This is a genomic window from Streptomyces sp. 4N124 (assembly GCF_052245395.1).
Classification (GTDB): Bacteria; Actinomycetota; Actinomycetes; order Streptomycetales; family Streptomycetaceae; genus Streptomyces.
Genome location: NZ_JBQQBS010000024.1, coordinates 67,270 through 83,901 on the forward strand (window position 1 = coordinate 67,270; position 16,632 = coordinate 83,901).

At 69.6% G+C, this 16,632-nt stretch carries 18 protein-coding genes; 10 read left to right on the forward strand and 8 right to left on the reverse strand.

Annotation, left to right across the window (positions count from 1 at the left end):
* Positions 1-10 precede the first annotated feature (10 nt).
* Entirely contained in the window at positions 11-1,069 is a 1,059-nt protein-coding gene (locus tag ACTWQO_RS24090; protein WP_443239424.1) for a methyltransferase, read from the reverse strand.
* Between the two features lie 126 nt (positions 1,070-1,195).
* Between ACTWQO_RS24090 and ACTWQO_RS24095 the strand changes: the two genes are divergently transcribed.
* The 4 genes from ACTWQO_RS24095 (at position 1,196) to ACTWQO_RS24110 (ending at position 3,478) form a co-directional block, all read left to right on the forward strand.
* Positions 1,196-1,855, forward strand: coding sequence for a UdgX family uracil-DNA binding protein (locus tag ACTWQO_RS24095; RefSeq protein WP_443239425.1), 660 nt, complete (start codon positions 1,196-1,198; stop codon positions 1,853-1,855).
* 16 nt (positions 1,856-1,871) lie between these two features.
* Positions 1,872-2,396: a GNAT family N-acetyltransferase gene (locus tag ACTWQO_RS24100; RefSeq protein WP_443239426.1), complete on the forward strand. Its 525-nt coding sequence runs from the start codon at positions 1,872-1,874 to the stop codon at positions 2,394-2,396.
* Positions 2,397-2,479: 83 nt separating this feature from the next.
* Positions 2,480-2,779, forward strand: a complete 300-nt coding sequence (locus ACTWQO_RS24105) for a DUF4229 domain-containing protein (protein WP_443239427.1) — start codon at positions 2,480-2,482, stop codon at positions 2,777-2,779.
* Positions 2,780-2,815: 36 nt separating this feature from the next.
* Positions 2,816-3,478, forward strand: coding sequence for a TetR/AcrR family transcriptional regulator (locus tag ACTWQO_RS24110; RefSeq protein ID WP_443239428.1), 663 nt, complete (start codon positions 2,816-2,818; stop codon positions 3,476-3,478).
* Between the two features lie 290 nt (positions 3,479-3,768).
* On the opposite strand, the gene ACTWQO_RS24115 is transcribed toward ACTWQO_RS24110, so the two are convergent.
* Entirely contained in the window at positions 3,769-4,605 is an 837-nt protein-coding gene (locus ACTWQO_RS24115; RefSeq protein ID WP_443239429.1) for a MaoC family dehydratase, read from the reverse strand.
* 338 nt (positions 4,606-4,943) lie between these two features.
* On the opposite strand from ACTWQO_RS24115, the gene ACTWQO_RS24120 reads away from it, so the two are divergent.
* A complete protein-coding gene (locus ACTWQO_RS24120) occupies positions 4,944-6,887 on the forward strand; it encodes an AMP-dependent synthetase/ligase (protein WP_443239430.1) in 1,944 nt (647 codons plus the stop codon).
* A 40-nt stretch (positions 6,888-6,927) separates the two neighbouring features.
* Here ACTWQO_RS24120 and ACTWQO_RS24125 read toward each other — a convergent pair whose 3' ends face one another.
* Positions 6,928-7,953: a protein-glutamine glutaminase family protein gene (locus ACTWQO_RS24125; protein WP_443239431.1), complete on the reverse strand. Its 1,026-nt coding sequence runs from the start codon at positions 7,951-7,953 to the stop codon at positions 6,928-6,930.
* Between the two features lie 236 nt (positions 7,954-8,189).
* On the opposite strand from ACTWQO_RS24125, the gene ACTWQO_RS24130 reads away from it, so the two are divergent.
* Positions 8,190-9,326 (forward strand): sugar ABC transporter substrate-binding protein, encoded by a 1,137-nt coding sequence (locus tag ACTWQO_RS24130; RefSeq protein ID WP_443239432.1) that lies wholly within the window; start codon positions 8,190-8,192, stop codon positions 9,324-9,326.
* A gap of 16 nt (positions 9,327-9,342) precedes the next feature.
* On the opposite strand, the gene ACTWQO_RS24135 is transcribed toward ACTWQO_RS24130, so the two are convergent.
* Positions 9,343-10,242: a LysR family transcriptional regulator gene (locus tag ACTWQO_RS24135; protein ID WP_443239433.1), complete on the reverse strand. Its 900-nt coding sequence runs from the start codon at positions 10,240-10,242 to the stop codon at positions 9,343-9,345.
* A 210-nt stretch (positions 10,243-10,452) separates the two neighbouring features.
* On the opposite strand from ACTWQO_RS24135, the gene ACTWQO_RS24140 reads away from it, so the two are divergent.
* Positions 10,453-10,992: a DUF6817 domain-containing protein gene (locus ACTWQO_RS24140; RefSeq protein WP_443239434.1), complete on the forward strand. Its 540-nt coding sequence runs from the start codon at positions 10,453-10,455 to the stop codon at positions 10,990-10,992.
* Positions 10,993-11,097: 105 nt separating this feature from the next.
* Here the strand turns inward: ACTWQO_RS24140 and ACTWQO_RS24145 are convergent, their stop codons facing one another.
* The 3 genes from ACTWQO_RS24145 to ACTWQO_RS24155 are packed head-to-tail and all read right to left on the reverse strand — an operon-like array spanning position 11,098 to position 12,765.
* Positions 11,098-11,736 (reverse strand): class I SAM-dependent methyltransferase, encoded by a 639-nt coding sequence (locus ACTWQO_RS24145; RefSeq protein ID WP_443239435.1) that lies wholly within the window; start codon positions 11,734-11,736, stop codon positions 11,098-11,100.
* Positions 11,737-11,767: 31 nt separating this feature from the next.
* Positions 11,768-12,082: an AzlD domain-containing protein gene (locus tag ACTWQO_RS24150; protein ID WP_443239436.1), complete on the reverse strand. Its 315-nt coding sequence runs from the start codon at positions 12,080-12,082 to the stop codon at positions 11,768-11,770.
* Positions 12,079-12,765, reverse strand: a complete 687-nt coding sequence (locus ACTWQO_RS24155; protein ID WP_443239437.1) for an AzlC family ABC transporter permease — start codon at positions 12,763-12,765, stop codon at positions 12,079-12,081. The genes ACTWQO_RS24150 and ACTWQO_RS24155 overlap by 4 nt, the downstream gene beginning before the upstream one ends.
* An 81-nt stretch (positions 12,766-12,846) precedes the next feature.
* Here ACTWQO_RS24155 and ACTWQO_RS24160 point away from each other — a divergent pair, with 81 nt between their 5' ends.
* Positions 12,847-13,395, forward strand: a complete 549-nt coding sequence (locus ACTWQO_RS24160) for a helix-turn-helix domain-containing protein (RefSeq protein ID WP_443239438.1) — start codon at positions 12,847-12,849, stop codon at positions 13,393-13,395.
* 103 nt (positions 13,396-13,498) lie between these two features.
* On the opposite strand, the gene ACTWQO_RS24165 is transcribed toward ACTWQO_RS24160, so the two are convergent.
* Positions 13,499-13,702: a cold-shock protein gene (locus ACTWQO_RS24165; protein ID WP_003992177.1), complete on the reverse strand. Its 204-nt coding sequence runs from the start codon at positions 13,700-13,702 to the stop codon at positions 13,499-13,501.
* A 305-nt stretch (positions 13,703-14,007) separates the two neighbouring features.
* Here ACTWQO_RS24165 and ACTWQO_RS24170 point away from each other — a divergent pair, with 305 nt between their 5' ends.
* Positions 14,008-14,856, forward strand: coding sequence for a menaquinone biosynthetic enzyme MqnA/MqnD family protein (locus ACTWQO_RS24170; RefSeq protein ID WP_443239439.1), 849 nt, complete (start codon positions 14,008-14,010; stop codon positions 14,854-14,856).
* Between the two features lie 81 nt (positions 14,857-14,937).
* Positions 14,938-16,560, forward strand: coding sequence for a serine/threonine-protein kinase (locus tag ACTWQO_RS24175; protein WP_443239440.1), 1,623 nt, complete (start codon positions 14,938-14,940; stop codon positions 16,558-16,560).
* Positions 16,561-16,632 lie beyond the last annotated feature (72 nt).

Genomic DNA, 16,632 nt, shown 5'->3' on the forward strand with positions numbered 1-16,632 from the left:
AACCCGTAGGTCAGATGGCTTCGAGTTCCATTGCGTGATAGCCGCCGCCGACGGGGTAAGTCCTGCCGCGGCGCCAGCAGGTGGTGGCGAAGAGCGCGTCGAACTCGTCCAGGTCTCGTTCGATGCCGCCCGTGACGCAGAGCATGGTCACGTCCGCGATGGTGGCGAAGTCGGGCTTGCCGATCTCGTGGTCGACGAGCATTTCCACGACCAGGGCGCGGGCACCGTCGCGCGCCGCGGAGCGGCAGTTGCGCAGGATCGTCGTACAGCGCTCGTCGTCCCAGTCGTGGAGCACGGTCTTGAGGAGGTAGAGGTCCGCGCTGGGTATCTCAAGGAAGAAGTCGCCCGGCACACCGGAGAAACGGTCGGACAGACCCCGCTGTCCGGCCTGCCGGATCGCGTCATCGAGGGCGTGCGGCAGGTCGAGTACCTTCCCGTGCAGAGCGGGATTGGCCTCCATGAGTCCCAGTACGAGGTGTCCGTCCCCGCCACCGACGTCGATCGCGGTGGACAGGCCCTCGGTGTCGGCCTCGGCCAGGATGCCCTGGGTCACCATGCCGGCCAGGTCGCGCATGGACTCGGCGAACAGCTTGGCCTTGTCGGCTTTCTCCGGCCGCGCGTAGTAGTCGAAGACGTCCGCGCCCAGTGCCTTCTTCGCCTGGCTCGTGCCCTGCCGCACTGCCTCGGGGAACAGACTCCAGGGCTGCCAGTGCGACTCCCCGGCCTGGATCAGCACCAAGGAACGCAGGGAGCCCGGCACGCCCGTACGCAGCAGCTGCCCCCGCCCGGTCAGGCCGAAGCGCCCCGACCCTTCGTAGCTGAGCACTCCCAGCGAAGCGGCCGCACGCATCAGACGGAAGGTGGCCCGTTCATGGCTGCCTTCGCGCGCGGCCACCTCCTTTGCCGTACGTGCTCCGTCGGCAAGGTGGTCGGCGATGTTGAGTTCGGCAACCGCGTGCAGCGTCTGGAGGATCGCCCCGCCGGCGATCATCTGCATCAGGTTCGCGACATCCGCCGCGGGGTCGCCGGCTGCCTTGTCCGTTGCGTGTGGCGTGGTGGTTTCGGTCATGGAAGTGGGACCTCGTCGCCTCTCGTGTAGCAGAGGCCTGTCATTTTCTTTTGGTCGGTGTGGGGGGCTCTTGTATCTCAGTGACACATCGATGGGATTTCCGTGCCTTACGGGTACTCGGGCGGCATGCCCAGCACCAAGGCTCCTGAGGACGCCTATGCCGCTGAACCCTTTCTCCCCGACCGCGGCGGTCTCCCCGCCCTGCGCCGCGCAGCCGCCGACTGCCGCGGCTGCCCGCTCCACCGGGACGCCACCCAGACCGTCTTCGGCGCCGGGAACTCGGACGCCCGCGTCATGCTCGTCGGCGAGCAGCCCGGCGATCAGGAGGACCGGCAGGGCAAACCCTTCGTCGGACCCGCCGGGCACCTCCTGGACCGTGCGCTGGAGGAAGCCGGAATAGACCCGGCGGACGCCTATGTCACCAATGCCGTCAAGCACTTCAAGTTCACGCAGGCCGAGCCCCGTAAGCGCCGTATCCACAAGGCGCCGACGCTGCGTGAGATGACGGCGTGCGGGCCGTGGCTCGCGGCCGAGCTGGCGGTCGTGGAGCCGGAGTTGATCATCGTGCTCGGCGCCACCGCTGGCAAGGCGCTGCTCGGGTCGTCGTTCCGGGTGACGCAGGTGCGCGGGACGGTCCTGTTGGAGGAGATCCATGGGCGTCAGGAGCGGCTGGTGCCGACCGTGCATCCGTCGTCGGTGCTGCGGGCACAGGACGACAAGGACCGGAGGGCGGCGTACGAGGGGCTGGTCTCGGACCTGAAGGTGGCGGCGCGAGCACTGTCGTAATGGCTACGATGCTGGCGTGTCCCTTACTTTCACCCTGGACCCCGCCGTCGATCCCACCCTCCGCGACGGCATTCTCGACCTGTGGACCGACGTCTCCAACGCGGGCGGCTCCGTCGGCTTCGTGCCCCCGGTGACGCGGGAGGCGATACGCCCGGAGCTGGTGAAGCACTTCGCGGCGATGGCGGAGGGCCGCACCCGGCTGCTCGTCGGGCACGACGAGTCCGGGCAGGTCGCGGCGACCGCGTTCCTCACGTTCAACATGCACCGGCTGATGACGCACTGGCTGTGGCTGTACACGGTGATGGTGCACCCGCGGCATCAGGGCCGGGGCTACGGCCGTGACCTGCTGGCCGCCGCCGAGGACGCGGCGCGCGGCTTCGACGGCATCGAGGCGGTCCGGCTCACCTGCCGGGGCGGCAACGGACTGGAGCGGTTCTACGGCTCCTGCGGCTACAAGGAGGTCGGCCGGGTTCCCGGCGCGATCCGGGTCGCTCCCGGGGACGACCGGGACGACGTCCACATGCTGCTGACGCTGAGCTGACCGCCGTACCCCCCTCCAAGATCGGGAGGTGCGCGTGCTTCACTGGACGACGGACCTTTTTGGAATCGGAAGAGTGGATTGAGATGCTCCGCTACACACTGATGCGCCTCGGGATCTTCGTGGGCTGCCTCGTGGTCGTCTGGGGCCTTGTCTACTCCGGCCTGGCCCCGCGCGGGCTCGGCGCGTCCAATGGCATGTGGGTCGTGCTGCTCGCCCTGGTGATCTCGGCCCCGATCAGCTTCGTGGTGCTGCGCAAGGAGCGGGACCGGGCGTCGGTGCGGATCGTCCAGAAAGTGGACCGGGTGAAGGCCAACCTGGACGCCAACCGCTCCCAGGAGGACGTGGCGGACGACGCCTCCCGTGCGCAGGGGCATGCCTCTTAAGGCTCCGCCGCGGCCTGCGAACCGTAGGCTGACCCCATGGGTGCCGTGAAGACCAAGCGGATGCCGCGTGCCGTACGTGAGCAGCAGATGCTCGACGCCGCCGTGCAGACCTTCGGCCAGCGGGGATACATGGCCGCGTCGATGGACGAGATAGCCGAACTCGCGGGCGTCTCCAAGCCGTTGGTCTATCTGTACCTCAACTCGAAGGAAGACCTCTTCACGGCGTGCATCCGCCGGGAGGCGACCGCGCTCACCGAGGCGGTCCGCAAGGGCGTCGACCCGGGTCTGCCCGCCGACCGCCAACTCTGGGCGGGACTGCGGGCGTTCTTCACGCACACCGCGCGGAACCCGGACGGCTGGTCGGTGCTGCATCTCCAGGCCCGCACGCATGGCGAGCCGTTCGCCGCCGAGGTCACCGCGATGCGCGAGGAGCTCGTCGCGTTCGTGACGCAGTTGATCCTGGCCGGCGCCCGCGAGGCGCACCACGACCCGGACCTGCCGGAGCGTGAGGTCGCCGGCCTCGCGGAGGCCCTGGTCGGCGCCGCCGAGTCCCTCGCCGCCTGGGCCAACGCGACCCCGGGCGTCACCGCACGCCAGTCCGCCGCGACCCTGATGAACTTCGCCTGGGCGGGCCTGGGCGGCATGATGGCAGGCCAACCCTGGTCCCCGCCGGAGGAGCCGGACGCTCAGGCCGGATAGACCGCGCCGCTCACCTGCGTCCGGCCGCCGACCCGCAGCTCGAACCGTCGCTTTCCGCCGCGTGTGTCATTGTTCCCGGCGGCAGCACTGGCGATCTGATGGTCGGCCGCTCTTGGTCCCCGCCCGGGGAGCCGGACGCTCAGGCCGGATAGACCGTGCCGCTCACCTGCGTCCGGTCGCCGCTCCGCAGCTCGAACCGTCGCTTTGCGCCGCGTGTGTCATTGTTGCCGGCGGCAGCACTGGCGATGTGATGGTCGGCCGCTCTTGGTCCCCGCCCGGGGAGCGGACGCTCAGGCCGGATAGACCGTGCCGCTCACCTGCGTCCGGTCGCCGCTCCGCAGCTCGAAGCGATCGCCTTCCGCCGCGTACGTCACCGTCCCCGGCAACAGCACCGGTGCCTTGAACTGCGCCCGCACCAGCGCCCGTTCCGGCACGCCGTGTGCGGCCAGGCATCGTGCCACGGTCCACATCCCGTGTGCGATGGCCCGTCGGAAGCCGAACAGCCGGGCGGTCAGGGGATGGAGGTGGATGGGGTTGCGGTCGCCGGACGCGGACGCGTACCGCCGTCCGATGTCTCCGGCGAGCCGCCACTCGGCGACCACGGGCAGCGGTCCCGGCTCCTCCTTCGGAGTCTGCGCGGTGCGGCCGTCCGTCCGGTGCCTGGCGAGATACGTACTCCGCGATTCCCATACGACGTCCCCCGCCGCCCGCACCTGCGTGACGACGGCGGCCTCCGTGCCCCGCCGATGCGGGGCCAGTCCCTCGACGTGGACTATGACTTCGTACTCCCCGGTCGCCGCGAGCGCCCGCCGCTGCGTGATCTCGATCGACGTATGGACGAGTCCCAGCAGCGGCAGCGGAAAGCCCCGTCCGCTCATCAGCCGCATGGCCAGCGGAAAGCCCAGCACATGCGGATAGGTCACCGGCAGGGCGTCGTCGCCGGTGGCGAAGCCGCAGACGCGTTCGTAGGCGGCCAGCCGGGCGAGGTCGATGCGTACGCGGGGCAGGACGAGCCGGGTGCGGGGGAAGTCGGCGTCCGGGCGGGGCCGTTTGAAGGGGGAGAGCAGGGCGCCGCGGGCGAGCAGGGGCGCGAGCGCGGGCGCGTCGGTCAGGTCGGCCATGGTCATCTCCCCACGCGGAAACTCTGCTTACTCCGCAGTAAAGTTACCTCAGGTAAGGCCAGGTCGGGAGGTGAAAGTTCCTCACCTTAGGGGGGTTTCAACGCACCGGTAAAATAGGGAAGTTGACGTCCGGTCGGCAGGTGCCCGGGTGATCGCCGAGGTTGCACATCCCCGGCCCCTTACCACCCCGTAACCCGCACGAACTCCACACCTGAGCGCCGTACGATCGCCCACCTAACCAGCGGTAACACGCGTGGCCGCACGCCGCTGGTGAACGCCGCAGTACGTACTGCGCGTACTTCATGCAGCAGAGCGGTACGCGCTGCACGCCCCAGGAGCTGCCCATGTCGATCCCGCAAGCGTCCCCTTCCGGCTCCACCCCCGACTTCGGCATCGACCTCGACTACGACGGCGAGCCGATCCTCAGGGCGCCGGAGATCCGTCGGCTGGACGGAGTCGTGCGGGAGGTGTCCATTCCGCCGCTGGTCGCACCGGCCGTGCACGGCTCGCTTGCCGACCTGCCGTTCGACCGCGCGGAGACGCAGCCGGGACATGTGGTCCTCAGCCGCAAGACGGAGGACGGCAGCTGGATCGACGTGACGGCGGCCGAGTTCGCGGCGCAGGTGCACGCGGTGGCCAAAGGGCTGATCGCCGAGGGACTGGTCCCCGGTGACCGGGTCGCCGTCATGGCGCGTACGAGGTACGAGTGGACGCTCCTCGACTTCGCCGCCTGGGCCGCCGGCCTGGTGACCGTCCCCGTCTACCCCACCTCGTCCGTCTTCCAGGTCCGCTGGATCCTCCAGGACTCCGGCGCGGTCGCCCTGGTCACCGAGACCGTCGCCCAGGCCGCCGCCCTCGGCCCCGAGCGTGAACGCCTGCCCGACCTGCGCCATATGTGGGTCATCGAGAAGGGCCATGTGGACCGGCTGGCGGAGCTGGGCGAGCAGGTGCCGGACCAGGAGGTGGACGTACGCCGCGGGATGCTGGTCCCCGACACCCTCGCCACCCTCATCTACACCTCGGGCACGACCGGCCGCCCCAAGGGCTGCGCGCTCACGCACGGCAACTTCTTCGCCGAGGTCGACAACGCCATCGAACTCCTGTACCCGATCTTCAAGGCGCGGACGAGCGAAGAGGCGTCGGTGCTGCTGTTCCTGCCGATGTCGCATGTCTTCGGCCGGATGGTGGCGATCGCATGCGTCCGGGCGGGTGTACGGCTGGGTCATGCGCCGAGCCTGAAACCGGACGATCTGCTGCCGGACCTGGCGAGCTTCAAACCGACGTGTCTGCTGGCCATCCCGTACATGCTGGAGAAGATCTTCAACAGTGCGCGGGCCCGTGCGGAGTCGGGCGGCCGGGTCTCGGCGTTCGACCGTGCGACGAACGTGGCCATCAAGTACGGCGAGGCGATGGAGGCGAAACAGACGGGGACGGGCTCGGGCCCCAACCGGGCGCTGAAAGCCGCGCGCACCTTCTACGACCCCCTGGTCTACCGCCGTATCCGCAACGCCATGGGCGGACGCGTGCGGTATGCGATCTGCGGCGGCTCACCGCTGGGCAGGCGGCTGGCCGCGTTCTACGCCGGGGCGGGCATCGAGATCTACGAGGGCTACGGCCTGACCGAGGTCACCGGCGCGGCGACCATCACGCCCCCGCTCAAACCCCGCCTGGGCACGGTCGGTTGGCCGCTCCCCGGCACGAGGGTCCGGATAGCGGCGGACGGCGAGATCCTGCTGGCCGGCGGTCACGTACTGCGCGGCTACTGGGACCCGCAGGCGGGCGGGGTGGTCCCCGCGGCCCCCGACGGCTGGCTGGCGACGGGGGACATCGGGATGCTGGACGACGAGGGCTACCTGACGATCACCGGCCGCAAGAAGGAACTCCTGATCACCGCGGGCGGCAAGAGCGTGGCCCCGGCTCCGCTGGAGAACTGGCTCCGCTCCCACCCGCTGATCTCCCAGGCGATCGTCCTCGGCGACGGCCGCCCCTATGTCTCCGCGCTGATCACCCTCGACATGGACGGCATCACCCACTGGCGCCGTATGAACGGCAAACACCCCGTCCCCGCCGAACTCCTGGTCAACGACGAGGAGTTGACCGCCATCCTGCAACGCGCCGTGGACGAGGCCAACAAGCTCGTCTCCCGTCCCGAGTCCATCCGCCGCTTCGCGATCCTGCCGCTGGACTTCACGGAGTTCACCGGGCATCTGACGCCCTCCATGAAGCTGCGCCGGGAGGCGGTCATGCGGGACTTCGCGGGGGAGATCGAGGAGCTGTACCAGCGTTAGAGGGGAGGCGGGCGGGTTTGTGTCCTGCCGACGCCGCGATTCAGGCCTGGGGACTGTATTCCATGGCGCTGGCTGCGTCCGGCCGATTGTCGTCGCCCGGTTTCCCGAGGAATCCCCAGGCGGTCTGGTGGACGTTCGTCTCCTTGTTCACCTGGACGCGGTTGGCCCAATCGCTCAGTTCGAGCGGACCCGAAGTGGAGAAGATGGGATCGATGACCAGGACGCCGTCCGCCGTCGTCACCGAGGCCGCGACGTGGTGTTTCCACTGGTGATCGGCGTGCACACGGCCCCCCGAAGACGTGGCCCACTGCTTCGAGAGATGGTTGACGGCGATCGCCGGGTCCCGCTTGGCGATGGCCAGACAGATCGCGTGGGCGCGGTCCTCACAGCCGTCCTGGCCCACCTGACCGCCGGCGCTGCCGAAGGCGGGCACAAGTTGGGGCCACATGGCTTCGAGGGTCTCTTTGGTCGGAGGCCCCGCGGACGGGAAATCCTGCGCAAGGTATTCGAGCTGGTCCTCGAGTTTCTCCAGATACCGAGTCTTCGTTGTGCTGTCCGGTTTCTCACTGACGAGCCTGATGGCCTCGCGCACGGTCTCCACCGACCGCAGGGGAGCCAAGTTCTTCAGCAGGGAAAGGATGTCCAACTTGTCTTGGGCGATGCTCTTGACGCGGTCGGAGGCGCCTGCATTGTCCATCTGCTCCAGCAGCACGGCCGTCTTGGTCTGCGCCTCGCTGATCTGCTCCACGCTCGCCGCCGCGAACTGCTCCTCCCACTCCCAGTCCTCCTCCTCGGAGGAGGACTCGGTCTCGGCTTCCCGTGCGTGCTTCGCCGGCTGTTGGTCCTCCGGCGATCGGGACCTCCTGCGTTTGCCGCCCGGCGCCTCCATCCGCTGGATCACCGCGGTGACCGCGGCGTTGCCCGCACTGCGCTGCAACGCCAGCAGGGGGTGGGCGGGTTGAGGGGAACCCGCATGCGCGGTCGAGTCCTCCGCCCGGTCCGGGGCACGCCTCGGCGCGCGGCCCGTTCCCTGCGGGTAGGTCTCGTCACGAGCCGACCGGCGCATCAACCACTCCCCTCCTCCGCCATTCGGCGGGCTGACATTCCATCATCGCGACTCCGGCCAGGGCTTGTCGCTGTCCACGAGGGCAGACCTTCGGGCAATTCCGCTTCATCAACGAGCCGGATCACGGAAACGGTTGCCGTCCCGTTACGACATCCGCTTGACGTGACATGCCGCCGGGGCATTGGCTACCGCCACCCGGGTAGCAACGCCGCTCATCCGCTCGGAAGGCTCCAGTAGTGAACCCTCGTTCCCCCCACACATCAGCTGTACGCCGTATCGGCATAGCCCTCACCGCCTCCGCCTCGGCCCTGTCGATCGCCGCGTGCGGTGTCGTCGACGGAATCGGGGACAGCGACAGCTCCGCGTCCCCGGAGAAGGGCGACGACATCACGGTGGGTCTCCTCCTGCCGGACAAGGACACGGCCCGTTACGCGAAGTTCGACCACCCGCTGATCAAGAAGGAAGTCGCCACCCTCACCAACAACAAGGGCAAGGTCGTCTACGCCAACGCCGAGGCGAGCGTGGCCGAGCAGAGTCGGCAGTTCCAGAAGATGATCGACGACGAGGTGGATGTCATCCTCGTCGACGCGCTGGATGCCAAGGCCATCGCCACGGACGTACAGAAGGCCAAGGACGCGAACATCCCGGTCATCGCCTACGACCGGCTCGCGCAGGGGCCCATCGACGCGTATGTCTCCCACGACAACGAGTTGGTGGGCGAGGTGCAGGGCCGCGCCATCATGGGCGAACTCGGCTCGCGGGCCGCGTCCGCCAAGGTCGTCATGATGAACGGCGATCTCGACGACCCGAACACGGCACTGTTCAAGAAGGGCGCGCTCGACGAACTCGACGGCAAGGTCGACATCGTCCAGCAGTACGACACGGACAAGTGGTCGCCCGAAGTCGCCGAAGCGAACATGGGGAAGGCGATCGAGGCCGTCGGCCTTGACGACATCGCCGCCGTGTACGCGGCGAGCGACGGCCTCGCGGGCCCCGTCATCGAGGCGCTGAAGGCGGCGGGCGCGAGCAAGGTTCCGCCGGTGACCGGGCAGGACGCGAATCTGGACGCGGTGCAGCGGATCGTCGCGGGCGACCAGTACATGACCGTGTACAAGCCGTTCGCCCAGGAGGCGACCCAGGCCGCGAAGATGGCCGTGTACAAGGTCCAGGGGCGCTCGATCGAGTTCGACGCACTGACCCAGGACAAGATCGACAGCCCGACGGAGGACGACATTCCCGCGCAACTGGTGCCGGTGGTCGCCGTCACCAGGGACAACATCAAGGAGACGCTGATCCAGGACGGCGTCTACACCGCCAAGGAGATCTGCACCGCCGAGTACGCGGCGGACTGCGCGGCGATCGGCCTGAAGTAGGCCCGGAGCGGAGCGGTCAGGCCCGCGCGCTGTCCCTTTGGTAGCTCTCGACCAAATGCGCAAACGCCCGGGTCGGCGGGCTGAGCGCGTCCCAGCGGCGCACGGCCCAGCCGACGGGCAGCGGGCGGAGGGCGGGGAGCGGGATCAGGCGGAGGGCTCCGTCGCCCGGGACGGACAGCCCCGGCAACGCGGGCACGACCGCCCGCCCGACCCCCAGCTCGGCCAGGAGCAGCGCGGTGTCCCAGTCGGCCACGCTCGTGTCGAAGCTGAAACGGACGCCCAAGTCGGCGCAGGCGGCGTCGAGATGGGCGGCCGAGGTGGAGGTCGGGGGAAGCCGGATGAGGCGTACGTCCGCCAGCGCGGCGGCGTCCAGGGAGGCGCGGTCGGCCAGCGGATCGCCGGCCCGCACCGCCAGCACCCACGGCAGCTCCACCACCGGCCGCTGCTCGATGCCCCGCACCGGCCGGCCCAGCGTGATCCACGCCAGGTCCAGGTCGCTGTCGGCCAGCGCGTCGAAACACGCCCGGCTCGAACTCTCCGTACGGAACTCCAGGTTGACCTTGGGATGCCGCTGCCGGAACGTCACCACCGCGTCCGACATGAAGTGCCGTACCGTCGTCGCCCCCGTCGCCACCCGTACCGTGCCGCTCTCCCCGTCAGCCAGATCCCGCAGCCGCCGCAGCGCCAGCTCCAGCCCGACGAGCCCTTCGGACGCGGCCGCCTCCAGCACGCGGCCCGCAGTCGTCGGTACGACCCCCCGCGGCTGCCGCTCCAGCAGACTGACCCCGGTCTCCCGTTCCAGCCGCTTCACATGCTGGCTCACCGCGGACTGGGTGCACGAGAGATCACGCGCCACCGCACTCAGGCTCCCGGCCCGGCACACCGCCACAAATACACGCAGGTCGTCTAGGGTCACAACACCCAAGCTAGCACTAAGGGTTGGCGACAAAACCTTAGGATTGACTGGCCACTGACTCCTGTACGACGATCTCTCCAGGGCCCGGGCGGCAACCCGCTCCGCGCCTCCGCCGGGGTCCGGACCGAGTGCGGGGGAGGAGCGGGTGCCGACCCACGACCGTGCAGTACGAGTCCGAGTCCGAGTCCGAGTCGGGAAGGGCGGTGAGCGGTGACCACGCCCGTCCTCCAAGCCGACGTCCTGCTACGGCAGTTGGGCGCCGAGACGCTCTCCCATCCCGGCGGGACTCTCCTCGCCCACCTGCGGCGCGTACGGGTCCGGCTCGCCTCGTGGGAGGCCAGGCCTGCCCTCCAGCTGGCCGGGCTCTGTCACGCCAGTTACGGCACCGACGGCTTCCCCGGCGGGTTGCTCCCGCTGGATCGCCGTACCGAACTCGCCACGGTGATCGGTGCGGAGGCCGAGGCGATCGTTTACCTGTACGCGAGCTGCGATCGTCAGGCCACGTATCCGTTGCTTGCCGACCGGGGCGCCGCGTTTCATGACCGCTTCACCGGGCGGACGCATGTGCCGGATGTGCGTGTGCGGGAGGACTTCGCCGAGCTGACTGCGGCGAATGAGCTCGACCTCGCTCATCATGACCCCGCGTTCCGTGAGCAGTGGGGGCCGGATCTCCTTGCTCTCTTCACCCGGCTGCGGCCTCTGCTGAGCGAACGGGCCTGGCAGGAGTGCCTGGTGGTGCTTGGCGGTTGAGCGGCTGCGGGTCCGTTGTGGCTGGTCGCGCCCACGCGGCGGAGCCGCATATGGATACAGCCCCGCGCCCCTTACGGGGCGCTGCACCTCGGCGCGTTTGTCTGTCTAAGTGGGTTTGCGGGCGATCAATGACGCCTGTTGCGTCGTCTCGTTCGGGGCGGGCTCACGCACCATCCGCATGACGGGTGCGAACCCTGCGGCCCGGAGCAGGCCGTCGATCTCGTCCGGCTGGCGCCGCTGGAAGTCCAGCGTCACCTCATACCCCCAGGGCCGCTCGTGGCGCCGGGGCTCGTCGCCGATCTGGAAGGCGATGAGGAGGTGGCCGCCCGGGGCCAGGACGCGGCGGAACTCGGCGAAGAGGGAGGGGAGTTCGGTCACCGGGGTGTGGATGGAGGAGTACCAGGACACGGCGCCCGCGAGCGAACCGTCGGGAAGGTCCAGCTCCAGCATCGAGCCCTGCTCGAACCGCAGCCCCGCATTCTCCCGCCGGGCGATCGTGAGCATCGACTCCGACAGGTCGAGCCCGAAGACGGACAGTCCGAGGGAGGCGAGGTGGGCGGTCACCCGCCCCGGCCCGCAGCCCAGGTCGGCCACGCGACCGCCTGCCCCCACCAGTTCCGCGAACCCGGCGAACACCGCCCGGTCCAGCGGCTTGGCCAGTTCGGTACGGAAGAGGTCGGCGTAGTCCTCGGCGATGGCGTCGTAGAAGGTGCGGGTGGCGGTGAGGAAGTCGGCTTCGGTCATGGCCGGGGACCTTAGCGACCCCCACTGACACTCACCCCACACCCGCCGCTCGCAGCACCGCCGTTGTGGCCGCCGCCCCCAGCACGACCACCACGAACGGCGCTCGACGCCATGCCAGCACACCCCCGACCAGCACCCCACTCGGCCGCGCCCACCCCGCGAAGTCCCCGCCCTCGGTCAGCGCACCGGTCGCCAGCAGCGCGGTGAGCAGGACGACCGCGCCGGCCGACATCAACTCCTGGACCTTCGAGGGGAGTTCGATACGTCCGTAAAGGACCGGTCCCACCAGCCGGAAGGCGTACGTCCCCACCGCCAGCGCCAGAATCATCGCGACCGTCGCGCTCATGCCGCCGCCCGCCTCCGTCCGTATACAAAGAGCCCGGCGAGCGCGAGCAGCACCGGCACCCCGGCGGGGACGGCGGGGGTCACCGCCAGTGCCACGACCGCGCCGAGCGCGGCTGCCCGTCGTACGCCCGCGTCCTTGCGCAGGGCGGGCAGTACCAGGGCCACCAGGACGGCGGGGAAGGCGGCATCGAGGCCGTACGTCGCCGTGTCGCCGAGCGCGCTTCCGGCGAGTGCGCCCGCGAGGACGCCGGTGTTCCAGGCGGCGAACAGGCCGAGGCCGTTGACCCAGAACGCCGTCCGGCGTCGTACCGGATCGGGCTGGGCGAGCGTGAAGGCGACCGTCTCGTCGTTGACGAGGTGGGCGCCGAGGAAGCGGGCGAGTCGGCTCCGGCCACCGAGGATGTCCGCCACGGCCAGGCTGAAGGCCGCTGTCCGGGTGTTCAGCAGCAGCCCGGTCGCCGCCGCGGCGAACGGCCCGCCCCCGGCCAGCAGTACGCCGACCGCGCTGAACTGCGCCGATCCCGCGTACACGACCAGCGACATCACCACCGGCACCCAGACCGGCAGCCCGCCGGCCACCGCGACCGCGCCGAAGGAGACGCCGACGACACCGCTCGCCAGCCAGACGAGGGCGCTGTCACGCACCAGAGGTGCCATCATCGGTGTTCGGAGTAGCGAACGCATGTTTTCCAGGATGAACGCGCGGGTGCTGTTCGTCAAGGCGAACGAACGTGCCTGTAAAACGAACGACGGGAAGTGAGCCGTATGAGCGAGCCCCTTGCGTGGATCGCCACCTCCCTGCGCCGAGAGCGCACCCGGGCCGGGCTGTCGCTGTCCGAGCTGGCCAAACGGGCGGGGATCGCGAAGTCCACGCTGTCCCAGTTGGAGGCGGGCAGCGGAAACCCCAGCGTGGAGACGCTGTGGGCGCTTGGGGTCGCGCTCGGGGTGCCGTTCAGCGCGCTGGTGGAGCCGCCGGCTCCGGCCGTTCAGGTGATCCGGGCGGGCGAAGGGCCCACGGTCGCCTCCGAACGGGCGGACTATGTGGCCACCCTGCTCTCCGCCAGCCCGCCCGGCGCCCGGCGGGACATCTACCACCTGCGCGCGGAACCGGGCCCGGCCCGGGAGTCGGAGCCGCACATTCCGGGCAGCGTGGAGCACCTGATCGTCAGCACGGGCCGGGTGAAGGCGGGGCCCCGGGGCGAGGAGGTCGAACTGGGGCCCGGCGACTACATGGCGTATCGCGGGGATGTGCCGCACTCGTACGAGGCACTGGCCGCCGGGACGACGTTCGTGCTGGTCATGCAGCACGTGTGAGGTTCCAGGGCACAAGGCAGGAGCCCCGTTGCCTTGCGGCACGGGGCTCCTTGGGTACTGCTATCTGTTCCGGATCAAAGCACCAGGCTCCGAGGCCGAAGACTCAGACGGGGGTGACGTTCTCCGCCTGCGGGCCCTTCGGGCCCTGAGTGACGTCGAAGGAGACCTGCTGGTTCTCCTCCAGCGAGCGGAAGCCGCTCGCGTTGATCGCGGAGTAGTGAACGAAGACGTCGGGGCCGCCGCCTTCTTGGGCGATGAAACCAAAGCCCTTTTCGGCGTTGAACCACTTCACGGTTCCGGTAGCCATAAGCCCTCCTTGGGCCCAAAGGGTTGCCCTGCTCCAGAACCTGCAAGTGTGAAAACAGTGCCGCACAACTGCATACGTCTGAAAACGACGAGAGCCCGCGGTTACATGCTCCGCAGGCTCTGTACTGCAAGGGAAACCAAACTGCAACTTGCGGCGAGCCTAGCACGCAGGCAGCCGAAAGCAATAGAGGCCAAGATCACGTCACTCGGAAGTTTGAAGATCGAGGCGGGGGCTCACGGGGCCTATGAGGCGGTTCGCGGCACCCTGAAGAGTGCACCGTACCCCATGGGGTCTAGTCTCGCGATGTGGACATTTCTCGCACCCGGCCGCGCGTCGGCCACATTCAGTTCCTCAACTGCCTGCCCCTGTACTGGGGGCTCGCGAGAACCGGCACCCTGCTCGACTTCGAGCTGACCAAGGACACCCCGGAGAAGCTCAGCGAACAGCTGGTCCAGGGTGGCCTCGACATCGGGCCCATCACGCTCGTGGAGTTCCTGCGCAACGCCGACGACCTGGTCGCCTTCCCGGACATCGCCGTCGGCTGCGACGGCCCGGTGATGTCCTGCGTGATCGTCTCGCAGGTCCCGCTGGACCGGCTGGACGGCGCCCGGGTCGCCCTCGGTTCGACCTCGCGCACCTCCGTCCGCCTGGCCCAGCTGCTGCTCGCCGACCGCTACGGCGTACAGCCCGACTACTACACGTGCCCGCCCGACCTGAGCCTGATGATGCAGGAGGCCGAGGCGGCCGTACTGATCGGCGACGCCGCGCTGCGCGCCAACCTGCTCGACGGCCCGCGCTTCGGCCTCGAGGTGCACGACCTCGGCGCGCTGTGGAAGGAGTGGACCGGCCTGCCCTTCGTCTTCGCCGTCTGGGCCGCCCGCCGTGACTACCTGGAGCGCGAGCCCGTCATCACCCGCGCCGTGCACGAGGCCTTTCTCGCCTCCCGCAACCTCTCCCTCGACGAGGTCGGCAAGGTCGCCGAGCAGGCGGCCCGCTGGGAGGCCTTCGACGAACAGGTCCTGGAGCAGTACTTCACGACCCTCGACTTCCGCTTCGGGGCTCCCCAGTTGGAGGCGGTCGCCGAGTTCGCCCGCCGCGTCGGTCCGACAACCGGCTTCCCGGCTGACGTGAAGGTGGATCTGCTCCAGCCGTAGGAGCGTCTGGACCAATAGGCTGCCGGGACTGCAGGCGTACGCGCGGGAGACAGGCGTACGCGGGGGAGAGGGGGGCGCGCCATGCAACCGCTCGACGTCGACGAACCCACCACCGTGGGTCCCTACCGGCTGCTCGGCCGGCTCGGCTCCGGCGGCATGGGGCGGGTCTACCTGGGCCGCAGCTCCGGCGGCCGCACGGTCGCGGTCAAGATCGTGCACCCGCACTTCGCCCTCGACGAGGAGTTCCGCGCCCGCTTCCGGCGCGAGGTCGACGCCGCGCGCCGGGTGGGCGGCGCCTGGACCGCGTCGGTACTGGACGCCGACCCCGACGCGCGGGTGCCATGGGTGGCCACCGCGTATGCGGCGGGCCCCTCGCTGAGCGCGGCGGTCGCGGACCGGGGTCCGCTGCCGATTCATTCCGTACGGGCCCTGGGTGCGGGTCTCGCCGAGGCGCTGGCGGCCGTGCACGAACTGGGGCTGGTCCACCGGGATGTGAAGCCCTCGAATGTGCTGCTCACCCTCGACGGGCCGCTGCTGATCGACTTCGGGATCGCCCGGGCCACGGACGGCACGGCGTCCCTCACCTCCACCGGCGTCTCGATCGGCTCGCCCGGCTATATGTCGCCCGAGCAGATCGTCGGCAAGGGCGTCACGGGTGCGGCGGACGTCTTCTCGCTGGGGGCGGTGCTGGCGTACGCGGCGACGGGTGAGCCGCCGTTTCCCGGTGACTCGTCGGCGGCGCTGCTCTACAAGGTCGTACACGAAGAGCCTGAACTCGGTTCCCTGACCGGTGACTTGCGGGAGCTGGTGGCGGCGTGCCTCGGGAAGGACCCGGCGGCGCGGCCCTCGCCGGGTGAGGTGGCCCGGCGACTGGCTCCGGAGGGTGCGGCTCGGCTGGTCGCCGGTGGGTGGCTGCCGGGGGCGCTGGTGGAGCAGGTGAGCCGGGGTGCCGTACAGCTGCTGAATCTTGAGGCGGCGGGGGATGTGGCGTCCGGGCCGGTGGGGTTCAGCAATCCGTCGGTGGGGGAGTTCGGGCCGCCGCCGGTCATGCCGTCCTTCGCGCCGCCGGCTTCCGTGCCCGAGCCGCGTGACGCCGAGCCGACGGCTCCTCCGCAGCAACCAGGCAAGCTCTCCGTTTCCGTGGCGGCGACCTCGGCGCCGGGCGCCAGCGGACGGGGTCGGAAGGTGAGCTGCACGGTGGCCCTTGCGGTCGCGGGGGCGCTGGCGGCCGTGACGGTGGGGTCGGTGTTCGTGTTCGACCTGTTGCCGGGAGACGACAACGGGTCGGACGCGGCGGGCGGTTCACCGTCCAGCTCGGCGTCCAGCGAGGTGCCGGGTGACAGCAACCCGACCGCCGTACCCGCCGCCTACCTCGGCACCTGGGAAGGCCAGGCCACCGGCCTCGGTGGCAGCCTCCCCATGGGCACCTTCCGGGTCACCCTCCACAAGGCGGACGTGGGCGAGGAGTTGGGGACTCTCCGGCAGACCGATCCGGTTGGCCTCGTCTGTAATGACGTACTGACCTTGAAGAGCGTGTCCGCGAAGCAGATCGTGGCGACGTCCGTGGGGGCGAAGGGCAATCACGCGGGGTGCAGTCAGGCTGCCGCGACGGTGCGGATCACTCCGGTCGGGGACGATCTCAACTACCGCTCCGACAGTGCGGAGTCGGGGAATCCGACGGCCCGGATGTCGAAGATCAAGTAGCGGTTCCCGCTTCCCGGACACCCTTTGTCCACCTTTTGGCAATGCCCTGTTCGGGAAACTCCGGTGCGCGAA